General features: G+C 40.6%; 16 protein-coding genes. 14 read left to right on the forward strand and 2 right to left on the reverse strand.

Annotation, left to right across the window (positions count from 1 at the left end; translation table 11 throughout):
• Window positions 1-363: 363 nt before the first annotated feature.
• Window positions 364-1,446: a PTS sugar transporter subunit IIC gene (locus BM097_RS11415; RefSeq protein WP_090549692.1), complete on the reverse strand. Its 1,083-nt coding sequence runs from the start codon at window positions 1,444-1,446 to the stop codon at window positions 364-366.
• A gap of 99 nt (window positions 1,447-1,545) precedes the next feature.
• Between BM097_RS11415 and BM097_RS11420 the strand changes: the two genes are divergently transcribed.
• From BM097_RS11420 to glmS, 3 genes are all read left to right on the forward strand, one after another.
• Entirely contained in the window at window positions 1,546-1,722 is a 177-nt protein-coding gene (locus BM097_RS11420) for a DUF4250 domain-containing protein (protein WP_090549696.1), read from the forward strand.
• A 9-nt stretch (window positions 1,723-1,731) separates the two neighbouring features.
• Window positions 1,732-2,862, forward strand: a complete 1,131-nt coding sequence (locus BM097_RS11425; RefSeq protein WP_090549702.1) for a CapA family protein — start codon at window positions 1,732-1,734, stop codon at window positions 2,860-2,862.
• 319 nt (window positions 2,863-3,181) lie between these two features.
• Window positions 3,182-4,999 (forward strand): glutamine--fructose-6-phosphate transaminase (isomerizing), encoded by a 1,818-nt coding sequence (gene glmS, locus BM097_RS11430; protein ID WP_090549705.1) that lies wholly within the window; start codon window positions 3,182-3,184, stop codon window positions 4,997-4,999.
• 29 nt (window positions 5,000-5,028) lie between these two features.
• Here glmS and fliB read toward each other — a convergent pair whose 3' ends face one another.
• Window positions 5,029-6,078 carry a flagellin lysine-N-methylase gene (fliB, locus tag BM097_RS11435; protein ID WP_090549708.1) on the reverse strand — a complete coding sequence of 350 codons (1,050 nt, stop codon included), beginning with the start codon at window positions 6,076-6,078 and terminating at the stop codon, window positions 5,029-5,031.
• A 233-nt stretch (window positions 6,079-6,311) separates the two neighbouring features.
• Between fliB and pta the strand changes: the two genes are divergently transcribed.
• From pta to BM097_RS11490, 11 genes are all read left to right on the forward strand, one after another.
• Entirely contained in the window at window positions 6,312-7,295 is a 984-nt protein-coding gene (gene pta, locus BM097_RS11440) for a phosphate acetyltransferase (protein WP_090549711.1), read from the forward strand.
• A gap of 161 nt (window positions 7,296-7,456) precedes the next feature.
• On the forward strand, window positions 7,457-9,223 hold the full coding sequence (gene recJ, locus BM097_RS11445) for a single-stranded-DNA-specific exonuclease RecJ (RefSeq protein ID WP_090549713.1): 1,767 nt from the start codon (window positions 7,457-7,459) through the stop codon (window positions 9,221-9,223).
• Between the two features lie 79 nt (window positions 9,224-9,302).
• Window positions 9,303-10,247, forward strand: a complete 945-nt coding sequence (locus BM097_RS11450; RefSeq protein WP_090549716.1) for an alpha/beta fold hydrolase — start codon at window positions 9,303-9,305, stop codon at window positions 10,245-10,247.
• 10 nt (window positions 10,248-10,257) lie between these two features.
• Window positions 10,258-11,301 carry a DUF6709 family protein gene (locus tag BM097_RS11455; RefSeq protein ID WP_177197453.1) on the forward strand — a complete coding sequence of 348 codons (1,044 nt, stop codon included), beginning with the start codon at window positions 10,258-10,260 and terminating at the stop codon, window positions 11,299-11,301.
• Between the two features lies 1 nt (window position 11,302).
• A complete protein-coding gene (locus BM097_RS11460; RefSeq protein WP_090549722.1) occupies window positions 11,303-12,046 on the forward strand; it encodes a class I SAM-dependent DNA methyltransferase in 744 nt (247 codons plus the stop codon).
• Window positions 12,046-12,915 (forward strand): Hsp33 family molecular chaperone HslO, encoded by an 870-nt coding sequence (gene hslO, locus BM097_RS11465; protein ID WP_090549725.1) that lies wholly within the window; start codon window positions 12,046-12,048, stop codon window positions 12,913-12,915. The genes BM097_RS11460 and hslO overlap by 1 nt, the downstream gene beginning before the upstream one ends.
• A 105-nt stretch (window positions 12,916-13,020) precedes the next feature.
• Complete coding sequence (locus tag BM097_RS11470; protein ID WP_090549727.1) at window positions 13,021-14,715, forward strand: L,D-transpeptidase family protein; 1,695 nt, start codon at window positions 13,021-13,023, stop codon at window positions 14,713-14,715.
• A gap of 21 nt (window positions 14,716-14,736) precedes the next feature.
• Complete coding sequence (hisC, locus tag BM097_RS11475; protein ID WP_090549730.1) at window positions 14,737-15,798, forward strand: histidinol-phosphate transaminase; 1,062 nt, start codon at window positions 14,737-14,739, stop codon at window positions 15,796-15,798.
• A 5-nt stretch (window positions 15,799-15,803) separates the two neighbouring features.
• On the forward strand, window positions 15,804-16,274 hold the full coding sequence (locus BM097_RS11480; RefSeq protein ID WP_177197454.1) for a COG2426 family protein: 471 nt from the start codon (window positions 15,804-15,806) through the stop codon (window positions 16,272-16,274).
• A gap of 12 nt (window positions 16,275-16,286) precedes the next feature.
• Window positions 16,287-16,472 (forward strand): hypothetical protein, encoded by a 186-nt coding sequence (locus BM097_RS11485; protein WP_090549733.1) that lies wholly within the window; start codon window positions 16,287-16,289, stop codon window positions 16,470-16,472.
• Entirely contained in the window at window positions 16,451-16,657 is a 207-nt protein-coding gene (locus BM097_RS11490; protein WP_090549736.1) for a DUF6472 family protein, read from the forward strand. The genes BM097_RS11485 and BM097_RS11490 overlap by 22 nt, the downstream gene beginning before the upstream one ends.
• Window positions 16,658-16,726: the final 69 nt, after the last annotated feature.

Genomic DNA, 16,726 nt, shown 5'->3' on the forward strand with positions numbered 1-16,726 from the left:
CTTCCCATACCAATAATTCCTGTAATGACTTTTTCCATAGACAATTTTCTTTTCCGTGAGAAATTTCTTTCAGAATCAATACAGAAAGATTTTGCATTATCTGCAATTGTTTTAATTTGTGACATCAAAAGTTTCTTTACCATTTGTGGTTTCATGTGCGCCTCCCTGAAATTTGTAAATATACTTACAATTTCAAGGGCCGCTTTCGCTACCTCTGAAAATAATCAGTAGCGAAAGCGGCCGCACTTTTCTGCATTAATGTCAACCCTTTATAGAAAAAAGACCCCTGCATCATTCCTGATGCAGAGATCTTTATACATCCCTCTTAACTTAATGACATTGCGAAAAAGGGGGAAGCTATTTTTATTCTAGGCGCATATCGCCATCTTTTACCCAACCAAGCTTTACAGCTACCATATTGAATAGTGGGCAGAGCACTGCTGGAAGCACGAAACAGATAAGGATAAGTCCAATCCAATCCATTGCAGTGATTGCTGATTTTGTGCCGGCTGCAATATCATTTACCCAGCCAGTGTAAACACCAATCTGCCCAACAAGTCCGCAGGTACCCATGCCTGATGAAACAGCTGCGCCGTTCATTTCCATCTTAAACAGGCATGTTGCAAGAGGGCCTGTGATTGCAGAGCAAAGGATTGGTGAAATCCAAATGCGAGGATTCTTGATAATGTTTGGCATTTGAAGCATTGATGTTCCGATTCCCTGTGAAACAAGTCCGCCCCATTTATTTTCCTTAAAGCTCATTACAGCAAATCCTACCATCTGTGCGCAGCAGCCTGCTACAGCAGCGCCACCAGCAAGTCCGGTAAGTGAAAGAGCTGCGCAAATTGCGGCAGAAGAAATAGGAAGAGTAAGTGCAATTCCTACGATAACTGAAACAAGGATTCCCATGATAAATGGCTGTTTTGTTGTAGCCCACATAATAAGTGTTCCTACAGAGCTTGCCGCTTTACCAAGGGCTGGAGCCCACCAAGCGGAAAGGGCAATACCAACGCCGATTGTAACAAGTGGAGTAACAAGAATATCTACCTTTGTTTCCTTAGAAACAGCCTTGCCGATTTCTGCAGAAATGATTGCTACAAAAAGAACTGCAAGAGGGCCACCTGCACCACCAAGGGCGTTTGATGCAAAGCCTACAGTGATAAGTGAAAACAGTACAAGTGGTGGAGCCTGAAGAGCATAGCCGATGGCAACCGCCATAGCTGGACCACTCATTGCAGTAGCAAGACCGCCAACAGTGTAATCAACACCTGCCACAGTAGCTACAGGCACTGTCAAAAATCCAATTCCAAACTGAGTTCCTATTGTATTTATGATTGTTCCAATAAGAAGTGAGCAAAACAAACCTTGAGCCATGGCACCAAGGGCATCAATAAGATAACGCTTCACAGAAATTTCGATGTTTTTTCTCTTTAAAAATTCTTTCATACATCTTCTCCTTTTATAGTTGATAACAAATGTATTATAATTGATTTAATCGTGTCGCAAAAGATTAATTGACCGATTTATGTAATGATAGGAGGCAATATGAATTTTCCTAAGGACCCAGTGATGCTTTTGTCTGTTGTAAACACAGCACTTCGTGATTACTACAGCAGCTTTGATGCATTGGTTGATGATAATGAGGTAGACGGTGATGAGATAATTGCAAAGCTTGCAATGATTGATTACCACTATGACCCAGAAAAAAATAAGTTTAGGTAGAGGGAGATTATGAAAAAATTTTTTAAGGTATTAATAAATACGATGCTAGTGATGGTGCTGCTTTGCGCGGCAGGCTGGTATTTCGTTGGTGATGACATTTTTGAAAAGGCTCTTTTTAAGGAGGAGCAGGCTGCAGCCCAGCCACAGGATACTATCGTAGAAAAGGAAGTGGTTGCAGAATCGGAGCCTGCAGTGGAACCAGCGCCAGCCCAGACTACTACAAATATAGTATTTACCGGTGACGTTGAAATCAGTGAATATGTCCAGTCTGCTTATAATGCAAAAGGAATTGACGGTGTGGCATCTGCAGATGTTCAGTCGCTGCTTCGGGATTCTACATTTACAATGATAAATAATGAATTCTGCTATTCTGAAAGAGGGCAGAAGGCTCCTGACAAGCAGTACACCTTCAGAGTCAATCCTGGATATGTCAGCATTTTAGGTGACCTGGGTGTGGATATCGCAGGTCTTGCCAACAACCACGTGCTGGATTTTGGCCATGATGCACTAACAGACACCTTCACCACCCTGACTAATGCTGAAATTGAATACACAGGAGCTGGCAACAGCTTAGAGGAAGCCAGCAAGCTTATCATAAAGACTGACGATATGGGAAGAACCTACGGCTTTCTTGCCGCCAGTCACGTTATTCCAGTAGGAAGCTGGAATGTGCTTAATTCCCAGCCAGGCGAGTTCTGCTTTTACGACGAGACAGATTTATTAAATGCTATCGCAGCAGCCCGTCCACAGGTGGATTACTTATTCGTAATGGTTCACTGGGGCGTGGAGCACACCACAGAGCTTACAGACTATCAGGCCAATGACGGACACAAGATGATAGATGCTGGCGCTGATGCAGTAATCGGCATGCACAGCCATTGCCTGCAGCCAGTGGAAATGTACAATGGCAAGCCTATTTTTTACAGCCTTGGCAACTTCATCTTTAATCAGTCTATCAAATCAGGTGGCGGCGGAGCGGTACAGTTTAGTGTTGATGAAAACGGCGCCGTAACCTACCGCATCATTCCTATAACTGCAAGTAATGCATGCACTTCAGTAGACCCAAGCGGATACAGCTATGTTGAAAGCATTTCTGGCAATGTTGCTGTGGATGAAAACGGAGTAATTAGTCAAAAATAAAAATGCACTCAGGGCGACCTGGGTGCTATTTTTTAAGTTGACTTATATATACAGTTCTACTACAATACAGTCTATCGTAGATTGAAAATTGAATAAGGCGAAATTCACGTATTTATTCCTCGTTTTAGCGCCATGCACCAGCAATTGCTGGTTAACGAGGAGGAGGGATTATCGAAAATTCGGCGGGTGCCCTCCCGTGCAGCCTAGTGCGCACGCATTATTAAATATGCAGGTAACTGCAAAACAGAGATGATGCGATAGGCATGTTTTGATTGTAAGCGACAAAGTCGCATTTTATAGAAAGAATGAGGAATTAAATATGTGTGGAATTATTGGATATATAGGAAATGATGCTTTAGCAAAAATTTTGGATGGACTTGAGCTTTTGGAGTACAGAGGCTATGACAGTGCTGGAATCGCAGTTCGTGAAAAAGGTGATGGCCAGTCAGTAATATACAAATGCCAGGGCAGAGTTAATGATCTGAGAGGAATTATTCCTGAATCAGACGTTAATTTTAGCTGCGGCATTGGTCATACCAGATGGGCTACTCACGGTGGAGTTAGTGATGTGAATGCCCATCCTCATAAATCGGGAAAGGTTACTCTTGTTCATAATGGCATCATTGAAAACTATGCCCTTTTGAAGGAAGAGTACGAGCTTTCAGAGCAACTTGTATCAGAAACAGATACCGAGGTCGTTGCGGCACTGCTGAACAAATTCTACAAAGGAAATCCTAAAGAAGCTATCAAAAGAACAGTTTCAAAATTACAGGGAACTTTCGCTCTTGTAATTATGTTTGATGACATCCCAGATACTATTTTTGCTGTTAGAAATGTAAATCCTGTTGTTGTGACACACACTGGCAATCAGGCTATTTTGGCATCTGACCCAGCAGCGATTTACGCATACTCAAAAGAGTATTTTGTTTTGGATGAAGACGTTATTCTTACAATGAATGCATCAGGCTACACTGTTGAAGATTTTGAAGGCAACCCAGTAGATGTTGAATTCACAAAGGTGGATTGGGACACTACTTCTGCTCAAAAGCAGGGCTATCCATATTACATGGCAAAGGAAATTGATGAACAGCCAAATTGTTTACGCAGAATTCTTAGCAATTATATTGTGGATTCAGATGTTAATTTTGGTTTTAATGGTGAAGTTGATAAGGCCCTTAAGCATTTTAGCAGAGTATGTATTGTTGCCTGCGGAACTGCGTTGCATGCTGGTATGGTAGGCGCGCAGCTTTTGAAAAAATGGTGCGGCATAACTGCTGAAGTAGAAATGGCTTCTGAGTTTATATATTCTGATACAGCTCTTGATGCAGACACTTTATTCATTGCAGTTTCCCAGTCTGGTGAGACTATCGATACATTGGAAGCATTGAATAGAGCAAAGGAAGCAGGCGCAACATGTGTGGCAATCCTAAATGTTCGTGGTTCATCTATGTCGAGAGTAGCAGATATGAGCCTTTATACAGATGCAGGCCCAGAAATTGCTGTAGCAAGTACAAAAGCCTACACTACTCAGCTATTGATGTTTTACATGCTGGCTCTTAAGGCTGGACTTGTACGAGGAAAGCTATCAGAAGTAGATTATGAGAACGCTATCTCACAGCTAAGACTGGTTCCTGATGCTATAGCCAGAGTGATTGCTGAAAAGGATAGCATTCACAGACTTTCAAAAGAGGTTATCACCTGCCCAGATTTATTTATGGTAGGTAGAGGCTTGGATTATCTGGTTCTTATGGAAGGTGCCTTGAAGCTTAAGGAAATATCTTACATTCACTCTGAGGCTTATGCTGCCGGCGAATTGAAGCATGGCCCTATTGCATTGATAACAAAAGGAACACCTGTCATTGCAGCAGTTACTCAGACCAAGCTTGTATCTAAGGCATTATCAAATGTTAAGGAAGTCAAGGCCAGAGGGGCTAACGTGGTACTTTTGGCAAAGAACTCATTTAAGGCAGATTTTTCTGAAGAATATCATGTAATTGGATTACCTGTTTTAGAGGATGAATATATGACATTCCCTGAAATAGCAGCACTTCAGATATATGCTTATTATGTTTCTGCCGATAAGGGCTTAGATGTTGATAAACCAAGAAATCTTGCAAAGGTTGTTACTGTTGAATAGACTAATTTATATGGAATAAATACGTGGATTTATAGCTCATCTTCAAAATATTCGATAAGTGCATTTACATTCAAATCAGAATGCTCTACCTCTCGTGAATATAGGTAGATGGTTTTTGCAAGCTCCTGGCTACTTGCGGCATCTAACATCATCAGCCAGCGGGTGCTTTGAACTGCAATCATGGTGCGGGCGTAGATTTGACCATCGTAGACAGCGCCACAGAAGTAGGTATAAAGCAGGCATTCTAGAATCTTTTCAAATATGAATTCTTTTTCAGCTGCTGGATACATGGTAGACTTCCAGGTGGTGAAGCTTTCTTTATGCTCAAGCCAAAAAGCTTTGGCAGCTTTAATAGAGTCTCGCCATGACTCTTCCAAAACTTCCATTTCGATTAAGGCATCAAAGCCCTTGATGCAATTATCTAAAGATAGCATAGCGCTGGTGCCTGTAGTTTCAAAGGTGTCATCAGCAGTCACATCATCCATCTCAAAAATATCGCCTTCATCATAAAGCTCCTGCAATTCTAAGGCCATGCAAGCAATGATATTCATTCGCTCCTGTAGTGGAAGAGTAGTTTCCTTTGCAAGCGCAAACATTTTATCTCGGGCATATTCCAGCTTGTCGTAAAGCATAAAATCAAAATCTTCGAATTCCTCAGGATTATCACAGGACTCATCCTCAGTTTCAGTTATCCCAAATTCAAAGTCAGGCTCCATCATCATCCTAGTCACCTCAGGGCAGGACAGTGACAGCGAATATTCCCTAATATCCTGGAATTCCTCAATGTGTCTTGGGAACAGCCTGCAGGTATTGCAAAGATAATCCTCTCCAAGCGTAGACTGCAAATCGCAAAGCCCATTATCGTTAAGCATTGCACATCTGGTGGCATTTTGCTTGAAACACTGTACATTGTAATCTATGCCAGCCTTCAGCCTATCAGAAAAATTCCCGGAAGTATTCGTGTATTTATTAACGCTGTCCTCATCAATCACAATTTGCCAACCAATGCAGCAGCTCTTCGGACATTTATCAGCTATGCACTTAAACTCATCGTACCCCGTTTGTTTCCTATAAAGCATAATAACCTCTTCAATCTATTTTCTAGAAGGTATTATAACACGAATTTTGGGTGTGTAATAATTGACAAATAATTAACAAAAATACAGAAAAGTACAAAATTAAGAACATTATGGAAAACCACTATTTTTTCATAAAAAAGTAGTATCATATCAAGTGGTTTTGAAAAACTAACACTTTGGTTTTACTAGAGGTTAAAATATTACTTTTAAAGAAAGAAAAGAGGAATTTTAAAATGGCAGGATTTGGAGCTTTAATTGACATCCTTAAAAAGGATCCTAAGAAAATCGTATTTACAGAAGGTACAGATCACAGAATCATCGAGGCATCTAGCCGTCTTCTTGGTTCTGATTTCTTACAGCCAATCCTTATTGGTAAAGAGGCAGAGGTAAAGGCAGCAGCTGAGGAAGCTGGTTTCAACATTCGTGGTGCTGTTATCATCGATCCAGATAACTACGATAGATTTGATGAAATGTGCGAGCTTTTCTGCGAGCTTAGAAAGTCTAAGGGTGTTACAATGGAGCAGGCAGCTGCTACATGTAAGCAGGCTAACTACTTCGGTACAATGCTTGTAAAGATGGGTGTTGCTGATGCACTTCTTGGTGGTGCTACATACTCTACAGCTGATACAGTTCGTCCAGCTCTTCAGGTTATTAAGACAAAGCCAGGCAACAGCATCGTATCTTCATGCTTCATCATGGTACGTAACTCAGCTACAGGTGATAGAGAAGTTCTTGCAATGGGTGACTGCGCTATCAACATTAAGCCAAACGCTGATGAGCTTGCTGAAATCGCTGGTGAGACAGCAGAGTGCGCTAAGATCTTCGGTGTAGATCCTAAGATTGCAATGCTTTCATACTCAACACTTGGTTCTGGAAAGGGCGAGGATGTTGATAAGATGCGTGAAGCTACAGCAAAGGCTAAGGAGAAGTATCCTACACTTGATATCGAAGGCGAGCTTCAGTTCGATGCAGCTGTTTCTCCACGTGTTGCAAAGACAAAGTGCCCAGATTCAACAGTAGCTGGACATGCTAACACATTCATCTTCCCAGATATCAATGCTGGTAACATCGGTTACAAGATTGCACAGCGTCTTGGTGGTTTTGATGCTTACGGCCCAATTCTTCTTGGACTTAACGCACCAATCAACGACTTATCTCGTGGATGCAATGCACAGGAAGTATACTCAATGGCTATTATTACAGCCGCTCTTGCTTAATATGCATTAAGGAGGGGCCCAGCTTGCTGGGAGGATTCCTTATTGCCACGACGCAACTCATTGCCGTAGGCAATATTTAAATGTTGCGTCTTCCCGTTTTGTATATTCAACCTTCCCCTAGTATAATAGGGGGAGGTTATTTTAGATTTTGGAGATAATTTATGAGTAAATGGATATTACAACGCAAAGCCGCAGATTACGCTACACTTAGCGGGAAGCTTAAGGTGGACCCAGTTATTGTGCGCCTTATGGTGAATCGTGGGCTTACTACTTATGAGGAGATGGAGGAATATCTTCATCCTACATTGAATAATCTGCCTGATCCACATTTGTTTGCAGACATGGACGAAGCCTGTGAGCTCTTGATGGAAGCAATTGATGAGGGGCAGAAGATTCGTGTAGTTGGGGATTATGATGTGGATGGAATTATGTCTACCTACATCCTTACTACAGCCTTAAGAGAGGTTGGGGCAGATGTGGATTATGCAGTTCCTAACAGAATGATAGACGGTTACGGTATCAATCCAGAGATGGTTCAGGCTGCTTATGATGAGGGTGTTAGCTTTATCATCACCTGCGATAACGGTATTGCTGCAGCTCCCGCCATCAATCTTGCAAAGGAGCTTGGCATGACATTTGTGGTTACAGACCATCACGAGGTTCCTTTTGAACTGGCAGAAGATGGCATAACCAAAATCCAGATGCTCCCAAATGCTGATGCGGTAGTTGATCCAAAAAGAGATGATTGTAATTATCCCTTCAAAGGCATCTGCGGTGCCCAGGTGGCATGGAAGCTTGTGGATGTTCTTTATGAATTTCTTGGCATAGAAAAAGAAAAGGCAGATGCATTTTTACAGTTTGCCAGCATTGCCACTGTTTGTGATGTAATGGAGCTTAAGGGCGAAAACAGAGCTACTGTTTATCACGGAATAAAGGCCATCGAAAGAACAGACAATATCGGCTTAAATGCTCTTCTTGCCAGAAACGAGCTTAAGGATAAGCCACTTAGCTGTTATCATCTTGGCTTTATTATAGGCCCATGCCTTAATGCCAGCGGTCGACTTGATACAGCAGGAAGAGCTATAGAGCTTTTGATGGAGACTGATAATGCCAAGGCTCTTGCTATGGCAAACGAATTGGTAGAGCTTAATGCAGAGCGCAAGGCCATGACGCAGACAGGCATCGACAAGGCCAAGGATCAAATCGAAAACAGTTCACTTAAAAATGACAAAGTGCTGGTAATATATATTCCTGAACTCCACGAAAGCCTTGCAGGAATAGTTGCAGGACGTATACGTGAAAACTACTGCAAGCCAGTTCTTGTAATCACTGATGCAGAGGACGGGGCAAAGGGGAGCGGACGCTCAATTCCAGCCTATAATATGTTTGAAGAGCTTACAGCTGTAAAGGATGTGTTCACTAAATTTGGCGGTCATCCTATGGCAGCCGGTGTTTCACTTCCAAAAGAAAAGATAGATGAATTAAGAACCAGACTTAATCAAAACTGCACTCTGACAGAAGATGACATGCAGGAGATTATTAAGATAGATTGCGATATGCCACTAGCCTATATTACAGAGGGGCTGATTGACAGCATTGATTTGCTGGCACCATTTGGCACAGGAAACAACAAGCCGCTGTTCGCCCTAAAGAATGTTCCAATTCTGAAAATGGCATACATGGGCAAGGATGGTCAGTATCTTAGAATCACAGTTGAAACTGAAAATGGTGGAAGCATGACAGCCTTAATGTTTAGAGGTGTGGAGGAATTTGAAAAAGCAGTTTCCAATAAATATGGTCAAAGTGCATGGCAGGGATTGTTCTCGGGCAGCGGCCAGAGCGTGTCCATGGATATTATTTACGAGCCTTCCATCAACGAATTTAGAGGCAATCGTTCTGTTCAAATAATTATTGAGAATTTTAAATAGAGGTCAAAGCCTTTGTTGAATATAGTGGGTAAATCATTTAAAATGAACTAGAATAATTACCGATATGAGAGGGTTAAACATGGAAAATCAAGAGGTTTACACATTTGAATCAAAAGATGGACATTCAATGATACATTGCAGAAAATGGTTACCTGAGGGGGAACCAGTTGCAGTATTACAGCTTGTTCACGGAATGGTTGAATATATAGAAAGATATGATGAATTTGCAAGATTTCTTACATCTAAGGGATATGTTGTAGTAGGCCATGATCACATTGGTCACGGTCAGTCTGTAGATAGCCTTGACGATCTTGGTGTTATGACTAGCACACATCCTGCTGATGATATGGTTGAGGATATTTACACACATTATTCTATTACTAAAAAGGCATATCCTAATTTACCATATTTTATTCTTGGTCACTCAATGGGTTCTTACATGCTTCGTAAGTTTTTGGCTGATAAGACAGCTTATTTGGACGAGCTTTCAGGTGCAGTAATAATGGGAACTGGCCAGGAATCAGCTGGTACATTAAATGCAGGCCTTGCTGTAGTAGCAATCCTTTCTCTTTTCAGGGGAAAGAAATATCGCAGCGCTTTTGTACAGGGCATGTCTTACAGCAAGCCATATCAGATTTACGATTGTTATGGTAAGGATTACGCTAATTCATGGTTGTCTAAAAACACCAGAAGCGTTGAAAAGTATTATCACGATCCTTACTGTACATTTATGTTCACATTGAATGCATACAAGGCACTTGCTGAGGGTACAAAATATGCATGTTCAAAGGTATGCGCTGGCAAGGTGAGAAAGAGCTTGCCTGTATTCTTTGTTTCAGGTGATGCTGATCCAGTTGGTAACCTTGGCAAAGGAACTACAGCAGCATACAATTCCTTGAAGAATGCAGGTGTAAAGGATGTTACACTTAAGCTTTACAAGGGAGACAGACACGAAATTTTAAATGAGTTAGATAGAGAACAGGTTTTCCAGGACATCTATCAGTGGTTAGAAGCACACAAATAATGGAGCAATTATGGATTCTTTGGAGCATTTAATTACAAGGTCAATAAAGTCATATTATAAAAGCAAGCTTTATGCTCCTATTATCTTTCTAGTTATTTTGATTGTGCTTGGCATTATTTTCCCAGTTAAGCAATTGCTTGTTCCTAAGATGTATCAGGAGGAGCAAATCAGTCTGTACGAGATGTACAATTCCAGGGAGAATTTTGCCAGATTTAATCTTAATAATCTGTATTTTACTGGATATACCAGCAAATGGTTGGATACCACCAGGGGCTACTATTACTACACAATGATTAATTCTGAGTGTGTAGTAGTGCTTCTTACCCCTGATACTTGCGAGCAGGGTGCTCCAACCATCGATGCTGTTTCTATAAAAGGTGAGATTCTTTACGATTCGGTTGCTACCAGAACACTTCTTACAAATCTTGCCAATGATTTGAATTGGAACGAAAAAGGAATTCTTTCAACCGTATCCAGCTATTCTATTTCTGAGCCTGATGCGGTAGGAGCCGCTGCAGAGTGTTTTGAATTCTTTTATGTTCTTTTCGGATTATATAGCATAGGTGCAATCTTAATTTATTGCATTTATATTGCATTTCCGGTAATTTCGCAGCCAGTTAGAAAGACTAGGGCATACGGTAAGCCAGCAGAAATATTGGCTGAGGCTGAGGAAGAATTGGCCACACTGCCACAGCTTGCTACAGAAGATATGTTTATTACGGAGCATTATTTCATCGAGACAAGCAGTTATGGTGTTGCTATTGTTCCAATTGATGCTATAATTTGGATTTATAAATATTCCACTATGCATAAATTCCTTTGGCATCATTTTTCTATTACATACACTCTGTATATTACAGCCGGCAAGAGACACTACATCAAATGTCCAAAAAATATTAAGAGTGATATAGATGGTATTATTGATTACCTTGCAGAAGCAAATCATGATATTTTGGTTGGTTTCTCCGAGGAGAATCGATTAAAGGTGGAAGAAATTCAGGATGATTTTGAGATAGTTAGAAAGCTTACAAGCTTTTTATCTAAGAGGGTATAGGATGGAAGCTTACACAGGCTTTGCCTCAGTCTACGATATGTATATGGATAATATTCCATATGATGACTGGGCTAACAATATTAAAACTTTGTTTCAAAAATACGATATGCCGATGGAAATCGTATGTGACTTAGGCTGTGGTACTGGTCAGATGACCAGACGCCTTAAGGCTATGGGCTACGACATGATTGGCATAGATATATCATATGACATGCTTATGGAGGCAATGCAGGTTGAGGATTCCGATGGAATCCTTTATCTATGTCAGGACATGAAGGATTTCGAGCTCTACGGAACTGTGGGAGCGGTGGTTAGTGTCTGCGATAGCATGAACTATCTAAAGGATACAGATGAGCTTTTAACAGTTTGCAAGCTCGCAAATAATTACCTTGATCCAAAGGGCTTATTCATTTTTGATATTAAGACAGAACACTACTTCAAAAAGCTGGGAAGTAGTACAATTGCGGAAAATCGTGAGGAGGGAAGCTTCATTTGGGAAAACGATTACAATGAAGAGACCCGGGATAATTTATATTATCTTACTATTTACGAGGAAAACGAAGAGGGCACCTTCGACAGATATGAGGAGGAGCATCTTCAGCATGCATTTACCGTAGATGAAATAAAGTCTGCAATTGAAAAAAGTGAGTTACAACTTCTTGAAGTGCTGGATGTATCAACCATGCAGGCACCAAAGGAAGATAGTGATAGATTGTATTTTATAGCAAGAGAGGTAATAAAGTAATGAGTGATTATATAGTTAGAGGAACAGCAGCAAACGATTCCATTCGCGCATTCGCCATCACCAGCCATGATATGGTGGAAGAGGCAAGACAGCGCCATAACACATCACCAATAGTAACAGCTGCACTTGGCAGAATGCTTTCAGCAGGCTCTATGATGGGCGTTATGCTTAAGGGTGAGGACGATTTAGTAACACTTCAGATTCAGGGAAGTGGCCCACTTAAGGGAATCACAGTTACAGCCAACAGCAAGGGAGAGGTTAAGGGCTTCCCTAATGTTTCTGTGGTTGATTTACCACCAAAGAATGGCAAGCTTGATGTAGGTGGAGCCATCGACCTTGGTATTATGCGTGTTATCAAGGATATGGGCTTGAAGGAGCCATACGTTGGAACAGTAGAGCTTCAGACAGGTGAAATCGCAGAGGATTTAACATATTACTATGCTGTTTCAGAGCAGATTCCTTCCTCAGTAGGACTTGGAGTTCTTATGAATAAGGACAATACTGTAAATTGCGCAGGCGGTTTCATTATCCAGCTTATGCCATTTACACCAGAGGATGTAATTGAAAAAATCGAGGAAAATCTTAAGACACTTCCATCAGTTACAGATATGCTTTCAAGCGGTAAGACACCAGAGCAAATGCTTGAAACAGTTCTTGCAGGACTTGATTTACAGTTTATGGAGACTTATGATACAGCCTTCAAGTGTGATTGCTCAAGAGATAGAGTTATCAAGAGCTTAGCATCTCTTGGTAAGGAAGACATGGATGAAATCATTGCAGATGGCAAGCCAGTAGAGGTTAAATGTCAGTTCTGTAATGAGGCTTATGAATTTACTATCGACGAACTTAAGAGCTTTAGGAGGAATTAGTCAAATAAAGCCTTCCTAAATCAAAAAGTTTAGTTGTTTTTATTTCTTGTTTTCTTGTAAACTAGGAAACGGAATTATTATATACTGATAACAGAAGGTAAATTTATGAGTAAACGTAGGAAGAACAGGTTTAAATCATACAGACCTGATAAGAATTTAATTATTAAATGGGCAATTGCTATTTGCGTTGCATTTATAGTATATCTTTTAGGTAGCTTATACTTTAACAATCACTTTTATATCAGAAGCAAGGTAAATGGTGTAGGCGCATCCTTCCTTGGAGCCGAGAAAACCTATGATAAGATTGTTCAAAACGCAGACAAATACACAATCACCTTTAAGGATGCAGATGGCAAAGTTGTAAACGAAGTTAGCTCTAGTGACCTTGGGGTAGATGTTAATTATGATGAAACACAGGTCCAGGACATTCTTGATAAGCAGTCAGGCTTTAACTGGATAGGACGTCTTATCGTTCCAGCAGAATATTATACAGCCACAGGAAATGCTTATGATGAAGCAAAGGTAAGGGCAGTAGCTCAGAGCCTTGATTTCAGCGATCAGAAGTCCACAAAGGAATCTGAGGATGCATATATTGAATTTAATGGTGATAAATTCGAAATCGTTGATGAAGTCTACGGAGACAGAATAGACGAAGAGGGCGTTGAGGAAGCTATCATTTACGCTGTAGAGAATCTTGAAAGAGTAATAAGTATTGCAGATGGTTCTTGCTATAACAAGCCAGATGTTAAGGCTGATGACAAGAACATTAAAAATGCAGTTGAAAAGCTTAACAAGTACATGGATGTAAATATCCACTACGACCTTGGTGAAGGCTTCACCGAAGAAATCCCAGCCAAAACAAAAGCTACTTTCTTCAAGTGGGATGATAAATTCAAGGTATCTTTTGATAGAGATGCCATTGGTGAATATGTTAATGCTATGGGTGATAAATACAATACCTACGGCAAGAAAAAGGATTTCACTACCACAGAGGGTGAGGAAATCACAGTACCAGCAGGTTCCTTTGGATGGCGTATAGCCTACGAGGGAGAAATCGATGCAATCATTGCAGATCTTAAGGCTGGCAAGGATGTTAGCAGAGATTTCACTTATCTTTACTACGGAACCAGCCATGGCGAGCATGATTATGGTAACTCTTATGTAGAGGTTAATCTTACTGAGCAGCATGTGTATGTTTACAAGGAAGGCCAGATGGTCTTTGACACAGCCTGTGTTTCCGGAAAGATTGTAGGAAACCATGGTACACATACAGGTGTTTATCCAATAGCTTACAAGCAGACAGAGGCAACACTTAAGGGTGATAATTACGAATCACACGTACATTTCTGGATGCCATTCAACATGGGTGAAGGCTTACATGATGCCACTTGGCGTAACAAATTTGGCGGTGAGCTTTACAAAACAAGCGGAAGCCACGGTTGTGTAAACCTACCACTTTCATCAGCAGAAAAGATTTACGATATTGTTGAAGCTGGTTGGCCAGTTATTGTTTTCTATACAGGCAATACAGAGCAGGAGAATTACTTAATCCAGAATCCACAGCTTAAGGTAATTGAGCTTATTACACAGATTGGACCAGTTACTAGCCTGGAGCAGGAGCCACAGATAGCAGAGGCAAGAGTTAAGTACGAAGCATTATCTGAGGAGCAGAAGGCTCAAGTTACAAATCTCCAGGATTTAGTTAACGCAGAACTAACATTACAGGCACTTAAAGAACAGGCAGCTGCCTCAGCACCAGCTGAGGAGGCTCCTACAGAACAAACAGTAGTAGCACCATAACAGATTTTACGTGAGGCAATTATGACTAAATGGACGAATAATGTTAGAACAGTAGTACCTTACACACCAGGCGAGCAGCCTAAAACAAAAGTAATAAAGTTAAACACAAATGAAAACCCATACCCACCAAGTCCTTTGGTGGGTAAAGCTATTTCTAGTGTAGCTATGGATACTCTCAGAAAGTATCCTGATCCTAATTGCAGCAATCTTACAGCTGCTATAGCAAAGTACCACGGCTTTGACACTGAAAATGTATTTGTAGGTGTGGGCTCGGATGATGTACTTGCTATGAGCTTCTTAACCTTTTTCAATTCTACACAGCCAGTATTTTTCCCAGATATCACATATTCCTTTTATGATGTTTGGGCAGATTTGTTTAGAATACCTTACGAGACCAAGGCTCTTGATTCACAGTTCAAGATAAATCCAGCAGATTATGATAAAGAGTGTGGCGGAATTGTCATTCCAAATCCAAATGCTCCTACTGGTATAGCAGAGCCTGTTTCCTTCTTCGAAGATATTATTTCAAAGCATCCAGAATGCGTTGTTATCATCGACGAAGCCTATGTGGATTTTGGTTCTCAGTCATGTGTAGATTTGGTTCGTAAATACGATAATGTTTTAGTGGTTAGAACATTTTCTAAATCACGTTCTATGGCAGGCAATCGTATAGGATATGCTCTCGGTTCTAAGGAGCTTATCAAATATCTATCAGATTGTAAGTTTTCCTTTAATTCCTACACCATGGATGCAATCACACTTGCAGCTGGCGTAGCGTCTATAGAGGATGATGAATATTTTAATGAAAAGCTTAAAGCTGTTATTAAAACCAGAGAATGGACAAAGCAGGCCCTGACAGAGCTTGGCTTTACCTTCCCTGATTCAAAGAGCAATTTCATTTTTGCAAAGCACGAATCTGTTGAGGCATCCTATTTATTCCAGGAGCTTAAAAAGAAGGGCATTTATGTGCGCTATTTTTCTAAACCACAGCGCATTTCAAATTACTTGCGTATTTCCATCGGTACAGATGATGAGATGCAGAAATTTATAAATGAATTACGAGAGATAATAAAAGGAGTTTAGTTTTAATGATTAATTATTTAATAGTGTTTTTTATTTCCATGGTACCTTTGATTGAGCTTAGAGGAGCAATCCCTTACGCAGTTGCAAACAACATGCCACTTTTACAGAGCTATATCATTGCAATCATAGGTAACATGATTCCTATGCCTATCATTTTCTTCTTCGCAAGAAGAGTTCTTGAGTGGGGTAAGGATAAGCCAGTTATCGGCGGCTTTTTCACCTTCTGTCTTGAAAAAGGACATAAGGGTGGCGAGAAGCTTAAGGAAAAGGCTGGCAACGGTCTTTATGTTGCATTGTTTTTATTCGTAGGTATTCCAGTTCCAGGAACAGGTGCTTGGACAGGTACACTTGCAGCTTCAATTCTTGATATGGATTTCAAGAAGAGTGTTAAGGCTACAATGGCAGGCATAGTTCTTGCCGGTGTCATTATGGGTGCTGGAACAAAAATCATTATGCTTATTGCAAGCTTATTTTAAAGGGTGCTGAATATGGATACAGTTAATATGATAATTAACGTAATTGCGATAATGGCTGGACTTACTATTTACATTGCTATCAGCAATACTAAATGGGGTAAGGCGCATCAGCAGTTTCAATACGCCATAATGCTTGGAGCAATTCTCTTGGCAGTTTTCATTGGAGGATTCATTAGATGGCTAATAATTCTAAAGTAAAAAAATCAAGCAGTACAGCTTGCGAATATTGTAACAACTTTGTCTGGGATGACGAGGACGAGCAGTATTACTGCGAGATGGACATGGACGAGGATGATTATGTAAGGCTTGTAACAGGTCATTACAAGGAGTGCCCATATTTTGTAGATGGTGATGAATACAAGGTGGTACGTCATCAGAACTAAATCACATTGATTTAAGAAATTTTTAGATTAAGAATTATTGATTTGTGGTACTATAAAAGGGCAAGAATA

This window comes from Pseudobutyrivibrio sp. OR37 (genome assembly GCF_900113655.1).
Taxonomy (GTDB): domain Bacteria; phylum Bacillota; class Clostridia; order Lachnospirales; family Lachnospiraceae; genus Pseudobutyrivibrio.

Coding starts and splice junctions, on each gene's coding strand:
- BM097_RS11415 (WP_090549692.1), bottom strand. CDS start 1,446: ATGAAAGAATTTTTAAAGAGAAAAAACATCGAAATTTCTGTGAAGCGT.
- BM097_RS11420 (WP_090549696.1), top strand. CDS start 1,546: ATGAATTTTCCTAAGGACCCAGTGATGCTTTTGTCTGTTGTAAACACA.
- BM097_RS11425 (WP_090549702.1), top strand. CDS start 1,732: ATGAAAAAATTTTTTAAGGTATTAATAAATACGATGCTAGTGATGGTG.
- glmS (WP_090549705.1), top strand. CDS start 3,182: ATGTGTGGAATTATTGGATATATAGGAAATGATGCTTTAGCAAAAATT.
- fliB (WP_090549708.1), bottom strand. CDS start 6,078: ATGCTTTATAGGAAACAAACGGGGTACGATGAGTTTAAGTGCATAGCT.
- pta (WP_090549711.1), top strand. CDS start 6,312: ATGGCAGGATTTGGAGCTTTAATTGACATCCTTAAAAAGGATCCTAAG.
- recJ (WP_090549713.1), top strand. CDS start 7,457: ATGAGTAAATGGATATTACAACGCAAAGCCGCAGATTACGCTACACTT.
- BM097_RS11450 (WP_090549716.1), top strand. CDS start 9,303: ATGGAAAATCAAGAGGTTTACACATTTGAATCAAAAGATGGACATTCA.
- BM097_RS11455 (WP_177197453.1), top strand. CDS start 10,258: ATGGATTCTTTGGAGCATTTAATTACAAGGTCAATAAAGTCATATTAT.
- BM097_RS11460 (WP_090549722.1), top strand. CDS start 11,303: ATGGAAGCTTACACAGGCTTTGCCTCAGTCTACGATATGTATATGGAT.
- hslO (WP_090549725.1), top strand. CDS start 12,046: ATGAGTGATTATATAGTTAGAGGAACAGCAGCAAACGATTCCATTCGC.
- BM097_RS11470 (WP_090549727.1), top strand. CDS start 13,021: ATGAGTAAACGTAGGAAGAACAGGTTTAAATCATACAGACCTGATAAG.
- hisC (WP_090549730.1), top strand. CDS start 14,737: ATGACTAAATGGACGAATAATGTTAGAACAGTAGTACCTTACACACCA.
- BM097_RS11480 (WP_177197454.1), top strand. CDS start 15,804: ATGATTAATTATTTAATAGTGTTTTTTATTTCCATGGTACCTTTGATT.
- BM097_RS11485 (WP_090549733.1), top strand. CDS start 16,287: ATGGATACAGTTAATATGATAATTAACGTAATTGCGATAATGGCTGGA.
- BM097_RS11490 (WP_090549736.1), top strand. CDS start 16,451: ATGGCTAATAATTCTAAAGTAAAAAAATCAAGCAGTACAGCTTGCGAA.